Below are 18,644 nucleotides of genomic sequence, written 5' to 3'. Positions count from 1 at the left end.
CCAACCTAGCGAACGCGACGCACGAACGTCAACGACGCCGTGTCGCGTTACCGTTGTCGCCCCCATGTCCCGGCCCCCGTCGTCCTCCGACGCGTTCGTGCGCCCGCCGACCCCGGCGGGATTCGATCCGTCACGGGCCGCGGAGCGGGCGGCGGACCCTCGCGCGTGGCGGTTCGCGGACGACGCCCGTGCCGCGGTCCACGCGGTGATCGAGCAGCGCCGGGACATCCGCCGGTTCCGCCCGGACGCGATCCCCGACGACGTCCTCGAGCGCGTCCTGACGGCCGGCCACCGGGCGCCGAGCGTCGGGCTGATGCAGCCGACGCGGTTCGTGGTGGTGCGCGACCGGGGCACGCGCAGCGCGATGCGGACGATCGCGCAGCGGGAGCGTCTGCGACAGGCGGAGCGGTTCGACGAGCGCGCCGGGCACTTCCTGGACCAGAAGATCGAGGGGGTCGTGGAGGCCCCGATCGGCCTGGTCGTCTGCTGCGACCGCGGCGAGGACGGGGCCGAGGTGTTCGGCCGCGGCACGATCCCGGAGACCGACGTGTACTCGACGGCGTGCGCGATCCAGAACGTGTGGCTCGCCGCACGGGCGGAGGGCCTGGGCGTCGGCTGGGTGAGCTTCTACCGGCCCGACGACCTGCGCGAGCTGCTCGGGATCCCGGCGCGGGTCGAGCCGATGGCGTGGCTGTGCCTCGGCTGGCCGGACGAGCGACCGGTGCGGCCGGGCCTGGAGGCCGCGGGCTGGGCGGCGCGGCTGCCGCTGCGGGACGTGGTGATGGAGGACCGCTGGGACGACGCCGCGCCGGTGAGCGCCCGCGCCCGAGCGGCCGGGGCCTCGTCCTCCGCCGGCCGTGACGGGCTCGGCGGTGCGGGGCCGGACGTCCGGGCGCTCGTCGCCGCCCGGGACCGCTTCGACGAGCTCGTCACGCCCACGGGGAGCCTCGGCGCCCTGCACGCGGTGGTCGAGCGGTGGGCGTCGATCACCGGGGCCGCCCCGCCCGCGCAGCTGCGCGCCGGGGTCCTGGTGGCGGCCGCCGACCACGGGCACGTCGGCCGCGGGACGAGCCTCTTCGACGGCACCGTGTCGGGGGAGATCCTCGCCGCCACCGGCCGCGGTGAGACCGCGGTCGCGGTGCTGTGCGCGGCGGGTGGTCACCGGCTGCTCGCGGCGGACGTCGGGCTGCGCGGACCGCGGGTGCCGGGCGTGCGGGACCTGCGGATCGCGGACGGCACGGCGGATCTCGTCGGCGAGGACGCGCTGTCGGCGGCGCAGTTGCGGGCGGCGCTCGAGGCGGGCGCGACGCTCGTCGACGAGCTCGCCGACGCGGGCGTCGACTGCGTCGTGCTCGGGGAGATCGGCATCGGCAACACGACGACCGCGGCGGCGCTGGCCGCGGTCCTCGGCGTGGCCGGCCCGGAGCGGCTGGTCGGGCGGGGCACCGGCAGTGACCACGCCGGGATCGCCCGCAAGCGCGCCGCGGTGGAGGCGGTGCTGACCCGGGTCGGCGGGCGCGCGCTCGGTGGCCACGAGGCGCTGCGGACGGCCGGGGGCCTGGAGCTGGCGGCGCTCGCCGGGGCGACCGCGCGCGCGGCGGCCCGCCGGCTTCCGGTCGTGCTGGACGGGTACGCGGCGAGCGTGTCGGCGCTGTGCGCGGTCCGGGAGGAGCCGCTCCTGGCCGAGCACCTGATCGCCGGTCACCGCTCCGCCGAGCCCGCGCACGGCCTCGTGCTCGCCGAGCTCGGCCTCGAGCCGCTGCTCGACTTGCGCCTGCGCCTCGGTGAGGCCTCGGGCGCCCTGCTCGCCCTCCCCCTGATCGCCCAGGCCGGCCGCCTGCACCGCGAGATGGGCGCCTTCCGCGAGCGCCCCTGACGCCGCGCGGCGGGCGCGGGCGCACCTCCCACCTCCGTACTGGGTGATCCGAGCGCCACATATGGGTCCCGGATCACCCAGAACGCCCACGGCGAGCACGGTCCGCGCGGCCACCGCGCCGCGCCCACGCCACGCACCCCACCCCGTACTGGGTGATCCGAGCGCCACATATGGGTCCCGGATCACCCAGAACGCCGGCGCCGCACGGCCCGCACCCCGTACTGGGTGACCTGAGCGCCACATATGGATTCCAGATCACCCAGAACGCCCGGATCGCGGGCGCGGCCCGGCTACGCGCCGGCGGTGGCCGCGTCGACGAGGCGCTGCACGTCGACCGAGGGCGGGGCGTCGACGACGCAGGTGTGGCCGTCGCGCTCCCAGGCGAGCGTGATGCGGCCGCCGCGGTTGAAGACGCGGTAGGTCGTGCCGTCGCGCTCGACGGAGCCGTCCCCGGGGTTCGCGGCCAGCGCGGCCCCCGCGACGATCGAGTAGCCGATCGCGACGCCCGCCGGGTCGCGATAGGCGACCGTCGTGATCGCGCGGCCGCCGAGCTCGTCACGGCGCGCGCCGACGGCCTGCCAGCGCAGCGGGCGGCCGGTGAGGTCCGGGAACGCGACGCCCTCCACGGCGAGCGCGAGCCGCCCGTCGCGGGCCGCGGGTGCGGGGTCGGTCGGGGCCAGGCGCGTCGCGGACGCCACGCGCAGCACGTCGGGTCCGCCCGGCAGGTCCGAGCCGGCCTGCAGGCCGACCGCGATCGTGCCGACCACGGCGACGACCAGCGCGATCACGCCGGCGATCCAGCGCGGCGTCCAGCGCCGCGCGACGGCGGGACGCTCGGCCGCGGGGGACGGGGTGGGACGGGAGTCGCTCATCGATCCGGTGGGTCGGAGGTACGGCGCAGGCGCGAAGCATACGCACCCACCCACGACCGTTGAGGTCATCAACGATCGCGGACCTCAGCTACCATCCGGGGAGATGGCCACCGGCACCCGACAGGCCCCCGCGGTCGAGGCCTGGCGTCTCGTCCACGAGCTCACCGGTCCGGCGCGCGGCTGGTTCCTCGACACGCTGCGCGAGCGCGACCTCTCGCCGCCGCAGTGGCTGGCGCTGCGCCGCCTCAGCTGCGGCGAGCCGACGCCGATGGGCGAGCTCGCCGCGACGCTCCACTGCGACAACTCCAACGTCACCGGGATCGTCGACCGGCTGGAGCGGCGGGGCCTCGTCGAGCGCCGCGCCGCGGAGCACGACCGGCGTGTCAAGCACCTCGTCATCACGCAGGACGGCCGCGCGCTGCACGCCGAGATCGCCGCGGCGCTCGACGCCGGACCGAACCCGCTGGCCGCGCTCCCCCGCGAGGAGCAGCGCGTCCTGCGGGACCTGCTGCGCCGCGCGGTCGCCGCGCAGCGCGCCGCCGACGAGGACTAGACCGCTCCGACCGGGCGCGGCCCCTCGCCGACGTACCGGGCGGTCGGCCGGATCAGCCGCGCCTCGCGCTTCTGCTCGAGGATGTGCGCGGACCAGCCCGCGACCCGCGCGCAGGTGAACATCGGGGTGAAGAGGTCCGCCGGGACCTCGGCGAGGTCGAGGATCACCGCGCTCCAGAACTCGACGTTCGTCGCGAGGACGCGGTCGGGCTTGCGCGCCTGCAGCTCGGCGAGCGCCGCCTGCTCGAGCGCGGCGGCGACCTCGTAGCGGGGGGAGCCGAGCTCGCTCGCGGTGCGGCGCAGCACGCGCGCCCGCGGATCCTCGGCCCGGTAGACGCGGTGGCCGAAGCCCATCAGCCGCTCGCCACGGTCGAGCGCGTCCTTGACCCAGCGCTCGGCGTCCCCGGTCCGCTCGACGCCCTCGATCATCGCGAGCACGCGGGAGGGCGCGCCACCGTGCAGCGGCCCGGAGAGGGCGCCGACGGCGGCGGAGAGCGCGGCGGCGCAGTCCGCCCCGGTCGAGGTGACGACGCGGGCGGTGAACGTCGAGGCGTTCATGCCGTGCTCGGCGGCGGCGATCCAGTAGGCGTCGATCGCCTTCTCGTGCGCCGGGTCGACCTCGCCGCGCCAGCGGGTGAGGAAGCGGCCGGCGAGCGTCGTCGCGCGGTCGACCTCCTCCTGCGGCACCCACGGCCGGCCGAGCCCACGGGCGGACTGGGCGACGAACGAGAGCGCCTGCGCCGACGCGCGCGCGAGGTCGTCGCGGGCCTGCTCGTCGCTGATGTCGATGACGGGCCGGTAGCCGTACTCGGGCGCGAGCATCGCCAGCGCGCTCTGGACGTCGACGCGGTGGTCGCCGGAGCGCACGAGCAGCGGGTGCGGCTCCGCGGGCGCGAGGCCGGGCCGCAGGGTCCCGTCGACCAGGAGGCCCCAGACCTGCTCGTAGGGGACGCTGCCGACGAGGTCCTCGAGGTCGACGCCGCGGTAGCGCAGCGCCCCACCCTCCTTGTCGGGCTCGGCGATGGTGGTGGCGAAGGCGACGACGCCTTCGAGGCCGGACTGGACGTCGCTCATGCGGGTGACCCTCCGAGGGTGGTGGTGGACAGGCGCTCCGGGCCGTCGCCGCCCGGCGGGCGCGATCGCCGCGCGCGCTCGCGGCGCGCGTTGCGGGCGGTCTCGTCGCCCTCCAGGGGCGCGAGGACGACGACGGCGAGGGCGGGCGCGACGGCGACGAGCGCGAAGCCGAGCGCCCACGAGGTGGACGCGACGACGAGCCCGAAGACCGCGGGGGCGACCGTGGTGCCGAGCGCGACGATCGTGTTCTGCAGGCTCATGGCGACCCCGGCGCGGTCGCGGCCGGAGATCTCGCCCGCGGCGGTGAAGGCCAGGCCGTTCCACGACATCGTCGAGACGGTCGCGGCGAGCGCGAGCGGGATCGCCAGCGGCGTGCCGAGCGCGACGAGCGCCGCGACGGCGGCGAGCAGGAGCGCGTTGCGGCGCGCGATGCGGCGCAGGAGCGGCAGGCGCGCGCCGGCGCGGTCGCTGCTGCGGCCGGCGACGATGCGGCTCATCGCCCCCGCGAACTGGGTCGCGGCGAGGGCGGCGGCGGCCGGCCCGGGGGCGAGGCCCTCGACGTCGACGAGGTACAGCACGAGGAAGCCGATGAGCGCGGCCTGCGCGGTGACGAGCAGGGCGCTGCCGGCGCCGAGCCGCCAGGCGCGCGGGTCGCGCGTGGGGGGCGGCTCGCCCGCGTGCGCGGCGGCGATCCGGGCGGCCTGCCAGGCGGGCAGGGGCGGGGCGGGGCGCAGCCAGATCGCGGCGGCGACGGCCGCCCCGGCGCACGCCCCGGCGAGGGCGTGCAGCGCGAGCTCGAGGCCGCCGTGGTGGGCGAGTGCGGGCAGCGTGACCGCGGCGATCGCCCCGCCGAGCGGCAGCGCCATCTGCCGGATGCCGAGGGCGAAGCCGCGCTCGCGCCGCGGGAACCAGCCCATGACGGCGCGGCCGGACGCCCCGGTCGCGCTGGCCCCGAACATGCCGGCGAGGGTGAAGGCGGCGAGCAGCGCGCCGAAGCTGCGGGCGGACGCGGCGAGCAGCAGCGCCCCGGCGGTGCCGGTGAGGCCCACGGTCATGACGGGCCGCTCCCCGATCCGGTCGCTCAGCAGGCCCCAGGGGACGAGCGTGACGAGCACGCCGACGCTGAGCGCGGTGAACGCGAGGCCGACCTCGGGGAGCGACAGCGCGTAGGTGGACCGCAGCTCGGGGGAGATCGCGGGGAGGCCCATCCGCAGCGAGTTGAACGCCCCGGCGCCCAGCGCGCCGACGGCGAGCACGACCCAGCGGTAGCGCAGCGTGTGGGCGCGCTCCTCGCCGCTCATGCGTCCCCCCGGGCGCGGGCGCGGTGGCGCCTGGCCTTGGCGGCGTTGCCGCAGGTGCGCATCGAGCACCAGCGGCGCCGTCCGGCGGGGGAGCGGTCGTAGAAGCGGGCGCTGCAGTCGTCGGCGGCGCAGATCCGCACGCGGGCGCGGCCGGCGTCGGTGCCGAGCATCGTCGCCGCGTCCTGCGCGAGCACGCCGAGCGCGCGGCGGGGGGAGTCGGCGGCGGCGCGCTCGCCGAGCACGACGAGGCCGGAGTCCGCCAGGCGCAGCTGCGGGCGGGTCCCGGCGAAGGCGAGCCACTCGTCGACGAGGGCGACGTCGTCGCGGCGGGCGCGCTCGGATGTGACGGTGGCGAGGACGAGCCGGTCGATCGCCTCGCGCAGCGCCCGCGCCTCGTCCAGCACGTCGCGCCCGACCCGGGCGGGCACGCGGTCCATGAGCCCGGCGGTGTGCAGCCAGGCGCCGAGGTCGGCGGCGCTGCAGAGCGTCTCGACGCCGCGGCGCCAGCGCTCGCGCCGGGTGTTGACGAGGTCGAGGGAGGGCCGCCCGCCCAGCCAGTACCAGTAGGGCGCGCCGGAGCGCAGCGGCAGCTCGAGCTGCTCGGGGAGGTCGAGGTCGGTGCGTTCGTCGAGGCCCCGCAGCTGCATAACCACATGCTAGCAGTCAACTGGTTACGTCTCGGCGGGTCGTCCGTCGCCGGATAGGGTCGCCGCATGCCCGAGACCGCGCAGGACGTCCTCTTCCGCCCCGTCACCGAGCTGGCGGCGCAGGTCCGCTCCGGGGAGCTGTCGAGCCGCGAGCTCGTCCAGACCTCGCTCGACCGCATCGAGGCGCTGAACCCGCAGCTGAACGCCTTCGTCGACGTCTACGACGACGCCCTCGAGGAGGCGGACGGGATCGCGCCCGGCGACCCGCGCCCGTTCGCCGGGGTGCCGATCGCGATCAAGAACAACCGCTCGATCGCGGGCCGGCGCCTGACGTTCGCCGCCGAGCTCATGGGCGACTTCGTCGCGCCGACCGACCACAACACCGTCCGCCGCCTGAAGGACGCCGGGTTCGTGATCGTCGGCTCCACCACGCTGCCGGAGTACGGGATCCTCCCGGTCACCGAGACCCGCCGCTTCGGCGCGACCCGCAACCCCTGGGACACCGGCCGCACCCCGGGCGGCTCCTCCGGCGGCAGCGCGGCCGCGGTCGCCAGCGGCATGGTGCCGATCGCGCACGCCAACGACGGCGGCGGCTCCACCCGCATCCCGGCGGCGTGCTGCGGGCTCGTCGGCCTGAAGCCGCAGCGCGGCCGGATCTCCCTGGCTCCCGAGCTCGGGTATCAGCTGCTCGTCCAGGACGGGGTGCTCACCCGCACCGTCCAGGAGACCGCCGAGCTGCTCGACGTCCTCGCCGGACCGGAGCTCGGCGACATCGCCTGGGCCCCGGCGCCCGAGGCGCCGTTCGCGGAGCTCGCGCGCCGCGATCCGGGCCGGCTGCGGATCGCGCTCGTCACCCGCTCCCCGCTGGAGGACGCGACGCTCGACCCGGTGCACGCGCAGGCGCTGCGCGACGCGGCGGAGCTGCTCAGCGGCCTCGGCCACGAGGTCGTCGAGGTGGAGGACGTGCCCTGGACCGTGCCGGGGGTCCTGCAGCTGTTCAGCGCGTCGTTCGGCCCGGCGCTGACGATGCAGATGGCCTTCGCCGGGATGGTCAACGGCACCGAGCCCTCGGCGCAGAACATGGAGCCGCTGAGCTGGGCGATCTGGGAGCTCTGCCAGGGGATCAGCGCGACGCAGGCGGCGCTCGCCGACGCGCAGCTGCAGGGCTTCGCGCGGGCGATCGTCACCTTCACCGCCGGGTACGACCTGCTGCTGATGCCGTCGCTGGCGGAGGCGCCGGTGCCGCTGGGCACGATCGACGCGTGCTCGGCCACGCCGATGGAGGACTTCGCGCGCTCGGGCCTCTTCACCCCCTACACGGCGATCAGCAACCTGACGGGCTCCCCGGCGATCTCGCTGCCGCTGTACGAGCGCCCGGCGGGCGACCCGGACGCGGGCCTGCCGGTGGGCGTGCAGCTCGTCGGGCAGCCCGCGGGCGAGGGCACGCTGCTGGCGGTCGGCGCGCAGCTTGAAGCCGCCGCCCCCTGGGCGGCGCGCCGCGCCCCGGTCAGCTAGCCGACCGGCCGGACCTCGGGCGCGCCGGCGAGGCGCCCGAGCACGAACACGTCGAGGGTGCGCGCGCGGCCGCGTGACCGGTACCGCGCGCGGCACTCGCGGTCGCCGCCGGTCGGCCGGTCGCAGCGCACGCGCAGGCGCTCCACGGGACCGCGACGCAGCAGGAAGCGGCGGATCGCGCGCGTCGCGGCGGCGAGCGAGGGCGCGCGGGCGCACGCCTCCCGGCCCGGGTCCAGGCGGACGGTCCGGGGACCGGTGGGCTCGTCGACGACGAGCGTCCCGCGCGTGTAGGCGCGCACGTCGGGCCCCAGGCGCGGGCAGGCGGCGGGCCGGGTGAGCGTGTAGCGGGCGGGGTGTCGGGTGACGCCCGTGTCGGTCCCGCACGAGGGGCCGCCGCGGGTGCAGTCGAGGACCCAGGTGCCGGTGCCGGTGGTCCTCGCCGCGCCCCAGTCCGTCCAGGTCAGCTCCTGCAGCGACGGTCCCGCGTCGGCCTGGAGGGGGACCTGCGCGGGCCGCTCCTGCGGGGTGGCGGTGAGGCCGAAGACGACGGTGCGCCCGGCCGCGGCGGCCGGGGTGGCGCCGAGGGCGAGCAGCAGCAGGGCGAGGACCGTGGCGCGCATGGGCGGGCCACGGTAGCGGGCCGGCGCTCAGGCGGCGCCGAGCACCGCGGCCATGCGCCGCGGGCGGACCCCGAGGCGCTCGGCGTCGGCGGTGCCCGAGCGCGAGGTCATCGAGACCTCGAGCAGCTCCGCCTCGTCCCACGTGGCGAGCGCACGGTGGGACACGAGCATCTCGGCGGCGCGCAGCACGCGGTAGGTGACCGCGGTCGGGACCGGGACGACGGGCCGCGGCCGGCCGGTGGCGCGGACGGCGAGCTCGAACATCTCGCGGCCGGTGATCGTGTCCGGGCCGGCCAGCTCGTAGCGGGCGTTCTCGGTCGGCACGTACGGGCTGCCGTTGGCGACCGGCAGCTCGGCGGTGGCGCCGACCGGCGGGTAGCCGAGGACGCTCATCACGCAGTCGGCGGCGTCGTCGCCCCAGATCGGCTGGAAGTGCGCGCGCCCGCGACCGCTCATCGGCACGACCGGCAGCAGCGCCAGGCGGGCGATGAGCGTCATCGCCTCGTCGCCGGGGGCGTAGACCATCGACGGCGCGAAGATCGTGTGGCGCAGCCCGCTGGAGCGGACCGCCTCCTCGGCGTGGGCCTTGGAGCGCAGGAACCGCGTGCGGTTGTGCGCGGACGCGCCGAGCGCGCTGAAGAACACGAAGTGCTCGACCCCGGCCTTCTCCGCGGCCTCGACCATGCGCCAGGTGGCGATCCCGCCGAGCTCCTCGATCGAGCCCTGCTCCTGGTCGCGGCTGGCGGCGGCGAGGTGCACGACGGTCCGCACGCCGCGCAGCGCGTTGCGGAACGACGGCGGGTCGGAGAGGTCGCCGAGCGCGATCTGCACCCGCACGCGCTCGGGCCCGAGCCGCTTGGGATCGCGCACGAGGACGCGCGTGGGGACGCCCGCGGCGGTGAGGCGGCGCAGCAGCGCCGCGCCGGTCGTGCCGGTCGCTCCGGTGAGCAGCAGCATCAGAACCAGTGACGCTGCTCGGTGAACGGGTCCGCGTCGTTGTGGTACCCGTTGAGCTCCCAGAAGCCCTGCCGGTCCTCGGGCATGACCTCGAGCTGGCGCAGGAACTTCGCGGACTTCCAGAAGTAGCGGGAGGGGACGAGCAGCCGCAGCGGGCCGCCGTGGTCGGGCTCCAGCGGGGCGCCCTCGTAGCTGTGGGCGACGAGCACGTCGGGGGCCCGCAGCGCCTCGAGCGGCACGTTGGTCGTGTAGCCGCCGTCGCAGTGCGCCATGACGTGCGTGCCGGTCGCGCGGACGCCCGCGCGGTCGAGCAGGTCGCTGACGCGCACGCCCGTCCAGGTGGTGTCGAGCTTCGACCAGCGGGTGACGCAGTGGATGTCGACGGTGACGGTGGTCTGCGGGAGCGCGTGGAGCTCCTCCCACGTGAGCGTGTAGGGCTCGTCGACCTCGCCCCAGATCTTCAGGTCCCAGCGGGTCATGTCGACCGTCGGGTTGCGGCCGACGGTGAGCACCGGGAAGCGCTCGGTGAGGTACTGGCCGGGCGGGACGCGGGCGGGGTCGATCCCCAGCTTCCCGGCCTGTCGCCGGCCGCGCTCGCCGATCATCTTGGAGGTGATGCCCATTCGGGGGTGCTCGTTCTTCCGTCGGTAGGAGAGGACCTGTGGCGTTCCTGTCGTAGTATGACGCCGCACCCTTGCCGTCCTGAGAACACGAGGAAACACATGGCCTACGTCATCGCGGAGCCCTGCGTCGGAACCAAGGACAACTCCTGCGTGGAGGTCTGCCCGGTCGACTGCATCCACCCGACGCCCGACGAGCCCGACTACGACAAGGTCGATCAGCTCTACATCGACCCGGAGGAGTGCATCGACTGCGACGCGTGCGTCGAGGCGTGCCCGGTCGACGCGGCGTTCGCCGAGGACCAGCTCCCGGACGAGTGGGCGAAGTTCGTGCAGATCAACCAGGAGTACTTCGCCGGAAAGTAGTCCGCTGTGAGGGCGCCGGGCTCCGGCCCGGCGTGGCCGTGGGCGCGGACGCACTAGGCTTGCGCCCATGGTCATCACCTCCCTCCGCTCCCGGGCGCGCACCGGGGCCGTCGTGCTCGGACTGTCCGCGAGCCTCGGTCTCGTCGCCTGCGGCGGCGACGACGACGGCGGGTCCTCCGCGAAGGACTACCCGGCGGCGCTCAACACCTTCTGCGGCAACCTGCTGACCAAGCAGCAGTCGCTCCAGACCGACGTGCAGCGTGCCGCCTCCGGCGCGGGCGCCGACCCGCAGAAGGCGGCGGGCGCGCTCGCGGACGTGCTGTCGTCCTACTCGAGCACCCTGACCGCCGAGATCAAGAAGCTCGGCGAGGCGGACGTGCCGCAGGAGTACGAGTCGTTCGACCGGACGCTCACGACCGGCATCAACGCGGTCGCCAAGATCGCGAGCACGACGGCGACGCGCCTGGAGGGCATCGACCTGTCGGGCGTGGCGAAGGGCGACACGAGCGGCCTGATGGAGCTGCAGAGCGCCCTCGGCGATCTCGCCAAGCAGCAGAACCCGCTCGACAGCCTCAAGGCGCCGAAGAAGCTGCAGGACGCGGCACCGAAGTGCGACGAGCTCTCCAAGAGCTGACGCGGCGGTACCGACATCCGTGACGGACCCGGACGGGCGGCCTGCGACAGGCCGCCCGTCCGCGTCGCGGCCCGTCTAGCGGACTCCCGGCTCCGGCTTGGACTGGAAGCCGCCGGGATAGAACTCCGGCCGGCAGGTCCGCGGCTTGTCCTTGCCCTTCCAGCCGGCGGTCTTCGCGGTCCGCTTCAGCAGCGTCTGCGAGGCGGTCCCCAGCTCGCTGTCGGCACGGCGGCCGGCGATGCGGGCCTCGACGGCCACGCCCGCGGGCACCCCGTGGAGCACGAACGACGAGCAGCGCTTCAGCGAGACGCCGAACTGCCGGCCGTCGGACAGCTTCAGGCCGACCATCTGCTCGATCGCGGGCGTCGAGCGGCTCCAGGTCACGACGACCTTGTTCTTCGCCGTGCGCCGGATCCGCACGCGCTGCGGGCGGCTCGGCAGGACCTGGTCGGGCGCGATGTAGGTCGCCAGGCGCACCCGCTCACGGGGCATGCCGGCGGCGTTCGTCACCACCGCGGAGACCGCGCGCGGTCCGCCCGGGCCCTCGGTCGGGGTGAACGCCACGGAGGCGCAGCGCACCGGGACGCCACCGAGCTCGGACGGGACGCCCTTGCCGCACCGCGTGCCGGTCAGCCGCTCGACGAGCGTGCCGGTCAGCCGGCCGTCGGCGCTCTCCTCGACGATCTGGACGTTGGAGCCCTCGTCGAGCGAGTAGAGGAGCTCCAGGCGCTTGGTGCCCTTGCTCTTCGTGGACGTCACCGAGCCCTTGAAGCTCGCCGGCGGGCTGTAGTCGGCGGTCTCGATCGACACCGCGCCCTCCGGACCCGGCCCGGCGGTGACGGTCCAGCGACCGGCCTTGGGCTTGATCATGAGGATCGACGTCGTCTTGTCCTCCGGGTTCTCGACGAGGATGAAGTCGTCGGTGCGCTTGTAGCCGCTGCCGTCGGTCGGGCTGGTGAACGTCGTGCCGCCCGGCCCGGTCAGCGTGACCGACGGCGGCGCGTCGCGGCCGGTGAGCCGGACGCTGTTGGCGGGCTGGCCGCCGGCGACGCCGAACGTCAGCTGGCCGGCCTGCGCCGCGCGGGCGGTCGGCCGCTCGACGCGGTAGGAGTCGAGGTCGCAGGAGCCACCCCAGACGTCCGCGCCGCCGGACCACTTGACGCCGGCACCGGCCTTCAGCGGGATCTTCTTGTACCGCGTCTCGTAGCGCGGCGGGAAGCCCGTGAGCCACGGGTAGGGGATCGTGATCGTGCCGAGCGTGACGCAGCCGGCGGCACCGATGTTCGACAGGACCGCGAGGGCCTCGGCGCACAGCGGTGCGACGCAGATCCGGGCCTGCCCGTCGATGTTGAACCGCTTGGCCCGGGTGTCGAGGAAGCCGTCGACGCGACCCTCGACCGACAGCACGCTGAACTTCAGCGCCGCGCGGGCGTAGAAGTCGATCAGGCCGTTGGGCCGGTAGGTGACCCCACCGCCGCCGACCTTCGTGCCGAGCACGACGACGTCACCCTCGACCTGGACGGACCAGACCGAGTCGGGCGTCGAGTCGGTGTACGTGAAGGCGCCGTTGAGCGCGATCGTGTCCTTCTTGCCCGCGGGCAGGATCGAGACGCCGACCGAGCCCTTGAGCTTGAAGGGCGGCGGCTTGAGGCAGAGGCCGACCCCGATCTGGTTCAGGTACACGCCGGTCGCGAGCGGGACGCTCGTGCCGAGGTTGTTGACGAAGCCGCCGAAGCTCGACACCTGACCGTCGGCGAGGCCGCCGAAGATCGCGAGCTCGGTCTCCGCCTCCGTGGGGAGGGTGATCTTCGCGTTGCCGTTCCAGCGGGCCGTGTTCGAGTCGGTGGGGCACTCGATGTACGGCTCCCCGTTGAGCTCGGGGGCCGGGCACGGGGCGACGGCCTGGCTCGAGCCGGCGGGCACGAACGAGAGGCACGCCTCGTCGACCTTGAGCTTGCCCAGGTAGATGTCCCGGACGTGGAGCATCATGCCGTCGTAGCGGACGCCGTTGCGGTCGACGCGGATCGAGCCCTGCCCGGTGACGCCCTGGCTGCCGCCTCGGGCTCCGGGCATCGTGGTGAACTGCTCGGGCAGGCCGATGTTCAGCGTGAACACCGAGTAGTAGGTGCCGCCGCGCAAGCCGAAGCGGATGTCGGCCGAGCCGGGGACCTTGAGGCCCTGGAACGTCGTCCCGGTGGGCACCGCGAGGGTGGCGACCTTCTTCTCGTCGCCCTCGCCACCGGCGGGGAGGTCCCAGCCGATGTCGCCGTTGTAGACGGTCAGCGAGCCGACCTTGATCGAGGCGCCCGACAGCTGGATGCGGCCACCCGGGCGTCCCTGGGACGGGGCGATCGCGGTGAACCGCTGACCGGACGGCGGCGCCGGCAGCGGCACGCCGTTGACCGTCACCGCCGAGGTGGTCTCGTAGCGCGGCACGGCCTCGCTGCCGGAGCGGGCGAAGCAGTCGTTCGTGGTGATCTCGACGAGGCCGAACGCGACGCGCTTCTCGCAGACCGCGACGAGGTACTGCCGCGAGGTGGTGCTCGTCTGCCCGAGGGCGTCGGTGGCGGTGGCCACGATCGTGTAGGTCCCGGCGGTCCCGGTCGGCAGCGCGCCGCCGTTCTCGACCGTGACGAGGTCACCGGAGGGCGGCTGGACCTTCGCGGCGCACGAGCTCACGGTCGAGGCCGCCGACGCGCACGCGAACGAGGCGGTCGCGCGGTCACCGGGCTGGAACGCGGCCCGCTCGGCGGGCGCGTCGATCCGCACGGTCGGCGGTGCCGCGACCGTGTACGCGACGGTCGCGCTCGCGGTCTGGCCGACCGCGTCGGTCGCGGTGAGCCGCAGCGTGTAGCGACCGGCGACGACCGTGGGCAGCGCGGCCCCGGGGGCGACCGTCGTCTCGGTGCCGGCCGGGTTGGTCAGCCGGGCGACGCACGAGGCGATCGTCGACGTCGCCGACGCGCACGCGAACTCGGCGACGGCGCCCGCCCCGCTCTTCAGGAGCAGGTCGTTCGTCGGCGCGGTGATCGTCGCGGTCGGCGGGGCGACCACGCGGTAGGTGCGGGTGACGGTGCTGACCTGGCCGAGCGTGTCGGTGGACAGGACCTCGACGGCGTGGACGCCCTCGACCGTCGTCGGGAGCGCGCTGCCGGACGGCAGCGGCGTGGCCGATCCGCCGGGCGGGGTGACCGTCGCGCCGCAGCTGACGACCGCCGTGGCCGCCGCGGTGCAGGTGTACGTGAGGGTCGCGGCCTGGTTGCGCGCGAACACCGCGTTCGGGGCCGGGGAGGTCAGCTGGACCGCCGGGCCGTCGGTCGCCGTGTACGTGGCCGTCTCGGTGGTGGTCTGGCCGAGCGCGTCGGTCGCGGTCACGGTCAGCGTGTAGGTGCCGGCCGCGGCGGTGGGCAGCGTGTCCCCGTCGGCGACCGCGGTGGCGGTCACGGTCGGGCCGGACACGCTGGCGACGCAGCCGCCGGTGGTGGCGAGCGTCGTCGCGGTGTCCGCGGCGCAGGCGAAGTCCGCCGTGAGCGTGGCGTCGAGCGCGACGGTCTCGCCCGCCGGGGCGGTGATCGTCGCGGTCGGCGGCGCCGCGACCGCGTAGTCGGCGGTCGTCGTCGCGGTCAGCCCGTTGGCGTCGGTCGCGGTGAGCGTGGCGGTGTAGTCGCCGGCCACCGCGGTCGGCAGGGCACCGCCGCTGGTGGTCTGCGTGACGGTCGGCGTGCCGGAGGAGTGGGCGACGACGAGCACGCAGCCGCCGGACGCGATCGTCGACGTGGTCGACGCGCAGGCGAAGCTCGACGTGACGACCTGGTCGCGGGTGAAGACCGCGCCGTCGGCCGGGGCGGTGAGCGTCGCGGTCGGCGGCGAGCCGTCCTGGTAGACCTCGGTGGAGCTGTTGGTCGAGCCGTTGCCGGTGCCGCCCGTGAGGAGCAGCTTGCCGCCGGGGAGCGCCGAGACGCCGTGCGCCTGGCGCGGCCCGTTCATCGTGCCGCCCGAGGCGATCGTCCCGATGGCGCCGGTCGCCGGGGTGTAGAGGTCGGACGAGGACAGGGAGGTGTTGTTGTTGTCCGTCTGGCCGCCGGCGACGAGCACGGAGCCGTCGGAGAGGAGCGTCTGCGTGTGGAGGTGGCGCAGGCTGCCGAGGCTCGGACCGGCCGTGAAGCTGTTGGTGGCGGGGTCGTAGATCTCGGTCGACTGCCGCCGACCGCCGAGCGACTCGCCGCTGTAGCCGCCGGAGATGAACACGCGGCCGTCGTTCAGCAGCGTGCCCGGCGCGCGGCTGCGGGCGACGACCATGCCGTTGGGCACGAGGGCCCAACTGCCCGTGTCGTTGGGGTCGGTCGGCGGGGTGAAGACGTGCGCCGTGTCCTTGACCGTGGAGAAGAACGGCGGGGTGAACTCCGATCCGCCGTAGACGAGCACCTTGCCGTTCTGCAGCTTGACCGCGCCCAGCTCGGTGAGGGCTGCGGCGGCGGGCGGGGTGCCCGCGTCGTCCCAGGTGCCGAGCGTCGTGTCGTAGACGTCGACGCCCACGGCGCTGATGGCCATGATCCGCGTGGCGGAGAGCGGGATGAGGATCGGGTCGCCGTGGGCGTGCGGGACGGTCGGCGTCGCGGTCCAGGCGTTCGTCGCCGGGTCGTAGAGCTCGGCGCTGGCGCGCGACGTGCCGGATCCCGGCTGACGCCCGCCGACCACCAGGACCTTCGCGGTCGGACCGGTGCCGAGGAGGATCGACGCGGCGCCGTAGCGCGACGCGGCGAGCGGTCCGGTGGCCGTCCACTGGTTGGTCGCGGGGTCGTAGACCTCGCCGCCGCTCGCCGCGGCGGTGTCGATCCCGCCCGCGACGAGGACACGGCCGTCACCGAGCGTCGTCTGGACGTGGTACGACCGGGCCGTGCTCATCGGCGCGGTCGTGGTCGTCTGCCAGCCCTGCGCGGCCTGCACGGCCGCGGGTGCGACGAGCAGCACGACGAGCGCGATGAGTGTGGCGATGATCGGTCGCGGGCGCGGCAGCGCGCCGACGACCGGGCCCGGAGTCCGGGTCGAGTCCATGCGGGATCCCCCAAGAGGTGTGAAGCCGCGACCGCCCCCGGTCGCGTGACGGCGGCGAACCTAGCACCGCACCGCCCGCCACGCCGAACGCCGCGTGGGTATTTCCCGCCACCCGTGGACGGACGACCGACGCGCGGGATGCACCCTCGGCGGGCCGGTGGGCGCCCGATCTGCCCCACGCCGACCGCGCGCGGGTCGGCGCCCGCGCGCCGGCCGTGGACCTCCAGGGTGCGCCGGACGGGCGCTCAGGCCATCGGGAGCGACATCCCGGACGCCGGTGGCGACGGCGGGATGACGTCCAGCGGCGAGGCGGGCGCCGGGGCGCCCGCGGTCGCGAGCGGCAGCGGCGCCGGGGTCAGCGCGATGAGGCCGCGCGCGGCCCGGCGGACGGCCTGCGAGGCGGGGTCGTCCGGGTCGGAGGCGACGACCGGCACGCCCGCGTCGGCCTGCTCGCGCAGCGGCATCGTGAGCGGCACCTTGCCGAGCAGCGGCACGTCGAGCTCGTCGGCGAGCTCCTGCCCGCCGCCCTCGTCGAAGATCGCGTAGCGCTCGCCCGACGGGGTCGTGAAGCCGCTCATGTTCTCGATCACGCCCGCGACCTCCATGTTGACCTTGTGGGCCATCTCGGCGGAGCGCCGCGCGACCTTCTGCGCGGTCGGCTGCGGGGTCGTGACGAGCAGGAACTTCGCCTGCGGGAGCAGCTGGCTGAGCGTCATCGAGACGTCGCCGGTGCCCGGGGGCAGGTCCACGAGCAGGTAGTCCAGGGCGCCCCACTCGACGTCCTCGAGGAACTGCGTGAGCGCCTTGTGGAGCATCGGGCCACGCCACACGACGGCGCTGTCCTCCTGCACGAAGAAGCCGATCGACATGACCTTCACGCCGCCGGCCTCCATCGGGACGATCTTGCGCGCGGCGCTGACGGGCGGGCGCTGGCCGCCGAGCCCGAACATGCGGGGGATCGAGTAGCCCCACACGTCGGCGTCGAGGATGCCGACCGTCTTGCCGTCGGCGACGAGCGCGGCCGCGAGGTTCGCGGTCATCGACGACTTGCCGACGCCGCCCTTGCCGGAGCCGACGCAGATCACGTTCTGCACCTGGGCGAGCGCGCCGGCGGGCAGCGTGCCGCGGCCGAGCTTGCGCTGCAGCTCCCCCTTCTCCTGGTCGGAGAGGACGTCGAACGCGACGTCGACGGCGGTGACGCCCTCGAGCTCGCCGACGACGCGGGCGACCTCGGTCTGGAACTGGTTCTTGATCGGGCAGCCCGGCGTGGTCAGCGAGACGGTCACCGCGACGGCCCCCGTCGCGTCGTCGATCTCGACGCTGCGGACCATGCCGAGCGTGACGATGTCCTCGCGCAGCTCGGGGTCGATGACGGCGCCGAGGGACTCCATGACGGCTTCGCGGGAAGGCATGCCGTCATTGTCTCAAAGTGCGGCCGGGTCCTCGGTGCGCGTGGCGCGCCCGACGCCGCAGCGGGCGCACCAAGACGTCGGGCCCGGTCCGAAGACCAGGCCCGACGCCGAGGGAGGAGAGGGTGCTACGTCTGACGGCGGGATATGAGGCCGCCAGATCTTCCGCCGGGTGCGGGCCCTCTCCGGACCCGCGGCGGGAAGTCGTGGTGGGTACGGGGACGTGGCGCCCCCGCGATCACTAGACGAGGGAGGCGACGCGCTCCTGGACGGTCTTGCTCGCCTTCGCGGCCTCGGTGCGGCCGGTCTGCACGAGGTTCTCGACGCGCGCGGTCACGAACTCGGCGCGGGCGGAGATGTCCTTCAGGTCCTTGGAGACGCCCTGCGCCTGCTTCTCGAGGTCGGCGCGGAAGGCCTGCAGCTCCTTCTCGAACGGCGCGAACCGCTTGGAGAGCTCCTTCTCGGCCTGGGTACGGGTCTTCTTGACCTCGCGCTCGAGGCGGGTGCGGCGCTGGCGCAGCTCGCGCTCGACCTGGGTGCGGGTCTTCTTCAGCTCGCGCTCGACCTTCTTGCGGGCGGTCGTGCCGCGACGCTCGAACTTCTTCAGCTGCGTCTCGAGCTTCTTCTGGCGGGCCTTCAGCTCCTTCTCGGCCGCGTCGCGCGTGCCGTAGCTGGAGCGGAGGTCCTCGACGGTGGCGACGAGCTTGTCGCGGCCGATGAGGGCGGCGCCGACGGGCACGAGGACGGCCTTCTCGGCGATCTCGGCGACGGTCTCGGCGGTGGTCTTGACCTCGGCGGCCTCGGACTTCGCGGCGGTACGAGCCTTGGTGGCCTCGGACTTCGCGGCGGTCTTGGCCTTCGTGGTGGCGCGGGTCGCCGCGCTCTTCCGCGTCGTGGCCGCGGCGTTCTTCGCACGGGTCGCGGCGGCCTTCTTGGCGGCCGTCGACCGCTTCGTGGCGGCGGTCTTCGCGGCGGGGGTGGAGGTGGAGGGGGTGCTCTTCGTCTCGGCCATGGTGGTCTCTGCTTCCTCTGCTGGCGACTTAAGGTTATTACTTCTAAGTCGTTCGCACGGAGCGTACCCTGCGAACACCTGTTTGTAAACCTCCGAACGACCGGCGTTACACCCGGAACGGCCGTTCGCACGAA

General features: G+C 74.8%; 15 protein-coding genes. 5 read left to right on the top strand and 10 right to left on the bottom strand.

The annotated features are described in order from the left end of the window. The first annotated feature begins 64 nt into the window (after nucleotides 1–64). A complete protein-coding gene (gene bluB, locus GKE82_RS15945; RefSeq protein WP_154733965.1) occupies nucleotides 65–1,876 on the top strand; it encodes a 5,6-dimethylbenzimidazole synthase in 1,812 nt (603 codons plus the stop codon). Between the two features lie 290 nt (nucleotides 1,877–2,166). Here bluB and GKE82_RS15940 read toward each other — a convergent pair whose 3' ends face one another. Then, the gene (locus GKE82_RS15940) at nucleotides 2,167–2,748 is read right to left on the bottom strand and encodes a hypothetical protein (protein WP_154733964.1); all 582 of its coding nucleotides are present in this window, start codon (nucleotides 2,746–2,748) and stop codon (nucleotides 2,167–2,169) included. 103 nt (nucleotides 2,749–2,851) lie between these two features. Here GKE82_RS15940 and GKE82_RS15935 point away from each other — a divergent pair, with 103 nt between their 5' ends. After that, nucleotides 2,852–3,301 carry a MarR family winged helix-turn-helix transcriptional regulator gene (locus tag GKE82_RS15935; RefSeq protein ID WP_154733963.1) on the top strand — a complete coding sequence of 150 codons (450 nt, stop codon included), beginning with the start codon at nucleotides 2,852–2,854 and terminating at the stop codon, nucleotides 3,299–3,301. On the opposite strand, the gene GKE82_RS15930 is transcribed toward GKE82_RS15935, so the two are convergent. The 3 genes from GKE82_RS15930 to GKE82_RS15920 are packed head-to-tail and all read right to left on the bottom strand — an operon-like array spanning nucleotide 3,298 to nucleotide 6,322. Beyond that, nucleotides 3,298–4,374 carry a citrate synthase 2 gene (locus GKE82_RS15930; RefSeq protein ID WP_154733962.1) on the bottom strand — a complete coding sequence of 359 codons (1,077 nt, stop codon included), beginning with the start codon at nucleotides 4,372–4,374 and terminating at the stop codon, nucleotides 3,298–3,300. The genes GKE82_RS15935 and GKE82_RS15930 overlap by 4 nt on opposite strands. Then, nucleotides 4,371–5,675 (bottom strand): MFS transporter, encoded by a 1,305-nt coding sequence (locus GKE82_RS15925; protein WP_154733961.1) that lies wholly within the window; start codon nucleotides 5,673–5,675, stop codon nucleotides 4,371–4,373. The genes GKE82_RS15930 and GKE82_RS15925 overlap by 4 nt, the downstream gene beginning before the upstream one ends. Then, entirely contained in the window at nucleotides 5,672–6,322 is a 651-nt protein-coding gene (locus GKE82_RS15920; protein ID WP_154733960.1) for an ABATE domain-containing protein, read from the bottom strand. The genes GKE82_RS15925 and GKE82_RS15920 overlap by 4 nt, the downstream gene beginning before the upstream one ends. Before the next feature lie 66 nt (nucleotides 6,323–6,388). Between GKE82_RS15920 and GKE82_RS15915 the strand changes: the two genes are divergently transcribed. After that, nucleotides 6,389–7,837: an amidase gene (locus tag GKE82_RS15915; RefSeq protein WP_154733959.1), complete on the top strand. Its 1,449-nt coding sequence runs from the start codon at nucleotides 6,389–6,391 to the stop codon at nucleotides 7,835–7,837. On the opposite strand, the gene GKE82_RS15910 is transcribed toward GKE82_RS15915, so the two are convergent. Genes GKE82_RS15910 through GKE82_RS15900 form a run of 3 tightly spaced genes read right to left on the bottom strand, consistent with a single transcriptional unit; the run spans nucleotide 7,834 to nucleotide 10,037 of the window. Further along, nucleotides 7,834–8,457: a hypothetical protein gene (locus GKE82_RS15910; protein ID WP_154733958.1), complete on the bottom strand. Its 624-nt coding sequence runs from the start codon at nucleotides 8,455–8,457 to the stop codon at nucleotides 7,834–7,836. The two genes, GKE82_RS15915 and GKE82_RS15910, sit on opposite strands and share 4 nt — an antisense overlap. 27 nt (nucleotides 8,458–8,484) lie before the next feature. Then, on the bottom strand, nucleotides 8,485–9,414 hold the full coding sequence (locus GKE82_RS15905) for an NAD(P)H-binding protein (protein ID WP_154733957.1): 930 nt from the start codon (nucleotides 9,412–9,414) through the stop codon (nucleotides 8,485–8,487). Beyond that, entirely contained in the window at nucleotides 9,414–10,037 is a 624-nt protein-coding gene (locus tag GKE82_RS15900) for a sulfite oxidase-like oxidoreductase (protein ID WP_107567984.1), read from the bottom strand. The genes GKE82_RS15905 and GKE82_RS15900 overlap by 1 nt, the downstream gene beginning before the upstream one ends. Before the next feature lie 99 nt (nucleotides 10,038–10,136). Between GKE82_RS15900 and GKE82_RS15895 the strand changes: the two genes are divergently transcribed. Beyond that, nucleotides 10,137–10,400, top strand: a complete 264-nt coding sequence (locus GKE82_RS15895; protein ID WP_107567982.1) for a ferredoxin family protein — start codon at nucleotides 10,137–10,139, stop codon at nucleotides 10,398–10,400. Nucleotides 10,401–10,467: 67 nt separating this feature from the next. Further along, nucleotides 10,468–11,034: a hypothetical protein gene (locus GKE82_RS15890; protein WP_107567980.1), complete on the top strand. Its 567-nt coding sequence runs from the start codon at nucleotides 10,468–10,470 to the stop codon at nucleotides 11,032–11,034. Nucleotides 11,035–11,109: 75 nt separating this feature from the next. On the opposite strand, the gene GKE82_RS15885 is transcribed toward GKE82_RS15890, so the two are convergent. The 3 genes from GKE82_RS15885 to GKE82_RS15875 form a co-directional block, all read right to left on the bottom strand. Further along, a complete protein-coding gene (locus tag GKE82_RS15885; protein WP_154733956.1) occupies nucleotides 11,110–16,089 on the bottom strand; it encodes a kelch repeat-containing protein in 4,980 nt (1,659 codons plus the stop codon). A gap of 245 nt (nucleotides 16,090–16,334) precedes the next feature. Beyond that, nucleotides 16,335–17,501 carry an Mrp/NBP35 family ATP-binding protein gene (locus GKE82_RS15880; protein ID WP_107567977.1) on the bottom strand — a complete coding sequence of 389 codons (1,167 nt, stop codon included), beginning with the start codon at nucleotides 17,499–17,501 and terminating at the stop codon, nucleotides 16,335–16,337. Nucleotides 17,502–17,739: 238 nt separating this feature from the next. Then, nucleotides 17,740–18,510, bottom strand: coding sequence for a hypothetical protein (locus GKE82_RS15875; RefSeq protein WP_154733955.1), 771 nt, complete (start codon nucleotides 18,508–18,510; stop codon nucleotides 17,740–17,742). Nucleotides 18,511–18,644: the final 134 nt, after the last annotated feature.

The organism is Conexibacter sp. W3-3-2 (assembly GCF_009707605.1).
Lineage (GTDB): Bacteria > Actinomycetota > Thermoleophilia > Solirubrobacterales > Solirubrobacteraceae > Paraconexibacter > Paraconexibacter algicola.
Note: the sequence above shows the minus strand (reverse complement) of the source record. Positions and strands in the feature narration are given on the sequence as shown.